The sequence below is a fragment of the Acetobacter cerevisiae genome (genome assembly GCF_001580535.1).
In the GTDB taxonomy this organism is placed as follows: Bacteria; Pseudomonadota; Alphaproteobacteria; order Acetobacterales; family Acetobacteraceae; genus Acetobacter; species Acetobacter cerevisiae.
The window spans coordinates 1-2,535 of sequence record NZ_LHZA01000050.1; the positions used below are offsets into that span (position 1 = coordinate 1).

At 56.4% G+C, this 2,535-nt stretch carries 2 protein-coding genes; both read left to right on the plus strand.

Going from position 1 to position 2,535, the window contains the following annotated elements; translation table 11 throughout:
• A partial coding sequence (locus tag AD928_RS15020) for a hypothetical protein (protein ID WP_209436621.1) occupies nt 1-211 on the plus strand: 211 nt, incomplete at its 5' end.
• A 678-nt stretch (nt 212-889) separates the two neighbouring features.
• On the plus strand, nt 890-2,535 hold a 1,646-nt coding region (locus tag AD928_RS00405), incomplete at its 3' end, for a recombinase family protein (RefSeq protein ID WP_062247370.1).

Sequence of the window (2,535 nt, forward strand, 5' to 3'; positions counted from 1 at the left end):
ACCGGCACAAAACCGTTACAAGTCCATTTTTTTGAAATCAAAAAAAGGTTCGCAGGCGTTATTCCCCTTCTGGCAGCCATGGATGTCATCTGGTGCACCCATTATCTTCCCTCTCATAATGCTGAGGAGCGGCATAGGGCCGGCACTTACGATATCCGGCCATTGCGCCCCCGGCGCAGTTTCATGGACGATGATCGTGACCGGGAACTGACAGTCGCAACCCTCGCCTATGCCCTGTGGTTCCAGAGATGGGGACTGGAACAGAAGCTTCTGCAGAGCAATAGTCCCCGCTTCCAGTTTTCTGACTGTCCCGAGGCGACTGCACTCTCCGCCCCGGAATTCGATCCAGCCTCATGGCTGGCCCAGACCGCTCCGTTCATACGGATCAGGAGTGGCATAACAGGCCAGATCTATCAGACGCGCCGTGCTTTTTATGAGCAGTGCACCACACCCCCTTCGTTTCTCGAGCCTGACAGAGCGTCAGGGTCGCCCTTTTTCCTGCCACTGCCGGCCCTGCCCAAAAGTCTTGTCCAGGAAATAGCCAGACAGGAAAGTCCTGAGTCAAAGCCCCGCAAATCATGACCATCAGTCCGGCACACTCTCTTGCCATTAAGCGTCATTTGGAGAGTCCCCTTCAAAGGGAACGTTTCAGACCTCTTTTTTATCGCGAGGATCGTGCTTGCAATTCCGGAGGCACAGCGCGATGGTCGACCCCGTCACCCCTATTCAGTCGCCCCAGCAGGTGTGTTCAACACCTCAGTCCGTACACGCCCTCAGGTCGCTGGTTCGACTTCTGGCCCGGCAGGCGGCCAGAGACTGGTACTTAGAGCAAAGATCACGACATCCTCTGAAGGAGGACGTCGCAGAGAACTGACAGGATCGAACCGTCATGAGAGTTGCGCTTTACGCCCGTTATTCCTCGGACAACCAGCGGGATGCCTCCATCGAGGACCAGTTCCGGATCTGCCGCGCACACGCAGAAAAAAACGGCTGGCAGATCGTTGCCTCCTACAGTGACCGGGCGATCTCCGGTACAACCCTGCTCCGCCCCGGCATTCAGGACCTGATGACACAGGCGCGGGCCGGACAGTTTGAAATCGTACTGACAGAGGGTCTGGACCGCCTGTCCCGTGATCAGGAAGACGTGGCGGGTTTTTACAAGCGCATGAAGTTTGCGGACGTGCAAATCGAGACGCTCAGTGAGGGCAGGATCACTGCTCTGCATATTGGCCTGACCGGCACAATGAACGCGGAGTTCATTGATAAACTTTCAAAAAACACCCATCGCGGCCTCTACGGCCGTATTAAGGACGGGAAATCGGGGGGCGGCCTGTGCTATGGGTACGATGTTGTCCGGCAACACGACACTCATGGCGAGGCGATCTACGGCGAACGTGCAATCAATGGCGAGCAGGCCGAGATCATTCGCCGGATCTTTCGGGAGTATGCCGACGGCAAATCTCCCAAAGTCATTGCTCTTACCCTGAACGTAGAAGGTCTTCGCGGTCCCCTGTCCGGAGCCTGGAGTCCGTCAACGATCAACGGCAATCGGGAACGCGGCACAGGCATCCTCAACAACGAACTCTATATCGGTCGCCTGATCTGGAACCGGCTGCGCTACATCAAGGACCCCGGCACTGGAAAACGCGTCTCGCGCCTCAACCCTGAATCCGAATGGACTCTTCACGACGTTCCTGAACTGCGGATTATCGAGCAGGATCTCTGGGATGCGGTCAAAGCCCGTCAAAGCAAGACGACCTGGTCCCAGAAATCCCGCGGCACCGGCACACATCCGCTCAACGCCCTGCAGCGTCCGACCCATCTCTTGACAGGCCTTATCAAATGCGGCTGTTGCGGCGGTGGCTTCTCGATGATCTCGAAACATCACCTCGGCTGCTCGACGGCTCGCAACAAGGGCACCTGCGAGAACCGCCTGACAATTCGACGGGACGTTCTGGAAAAATCCGTGCTCAACGGTTTGCAAACGCAAATGATGGATCCCGCCCTCTTCAAAGAATTCTGTGACGCGTTCACACGAGAGGTCAACCGGCTGCGAATGGAAAAAAGAGCCGACTTACTCTCCCTGAAATCCGAGCTTCCCAAAATCGAGCGCGAACTGGACAAGGCCATTCAGGCCATTCTCGACGGCGTCCCGGGATCACGCCTCAAAGACCGCATCGGTCAACTCGAATCCCGCAAGGCGGAGATCGAAGCGCGTCTGGCTGACACGCCTTCTCCCCCACCACTCCTTCATCCGAACATGGCGGAGCTGTATCGGCAGAAAATTGCGATGCTCCAAGACAGCCTGCAAAACGAAGTTACCGGGACGCAGGCTAAGGAAGCGATCCGGTCTCTGATCACGCGGATCAGGCTTATTCCCGAGAAGGACGAGCTTGGGATTTTCCTTGAAGGGGACTTGGCTGCGATGCTGGGATTTGCCACAAACAAAAAGAACGCCATGCATCACCCGGATGCTGGCGTTCTTAATAAGTTCTTGGTGCAGGATTCATTGGTTGCGGGGGCAGGATTTGAACC